Source organism: Streptococcus sp. OH4692_COT-348, assembly GCF_003859975.1.
Lineage (GTDB): Bacteria > Bacillota > Bacilli > Lactobacillales > Streptococcaceae > Streptococcus.
This window is the reverse complement of sequence record NZ_RQZB01000055.1, coordinates 1-513: the sequence shown is the minus strand read 5'-3', so window position 1 is coordinate 513 and position 513 is coordinate 1. Positions and strand designations below refer to the sequence as shown.

Annotated in this window: 1 pseudogene; it reads left to right on the top strand. The window is 37.2% G+C overall.

The window, feature by feature from the left end:
* Positions 1–513 (top strand): annotated as a pseudogene (locus EII37_RS10870) (hypothetical protein); the annotation flags it as partial.

Sequence of the window (513 nt, the reverse complement as noted above, 5' to 3'; positions counted from 1 at the left end):
TTCAAGTATCTTTGCTGGAAAGGCTACGATTAATCGTAAAGCGGAAACTTCATCAGCTCATGATGTAGCAAAAAGGATATTTTCCAAGGTTCAATTTCAACCAACTACAACCATTCAACACGCTCCATCTGAAACAGACCCTAGAAACTTGTTATTCATTAACTTTGCTTCAAGAAACTGGAATAGAAAAAGAATCACGACAAGGGTAGATATTAAGCAAAGTGTGACAATGGACACGGAAACAATAGTAGAACGTTCAGCTTATAATTTTGCTGTTGTGTTCGTTAAAAATAAAGCAACAGATGACTACACAGACCCTCCTAAAATGTACACAGCAAAAAATAACGGAGATGTCATTGATTATAGCACTTATCATGGAGACGGAACAGACTTGCCAGATGTAAGGACAACCAAAACATTGTTTTATGATAGAGATGACCACGGAAACCCTCCTGAGTTGTCTACTATTAAGGTTGAAATTTCTCCCTCTACAATCGTCACAAGGTTATTCTT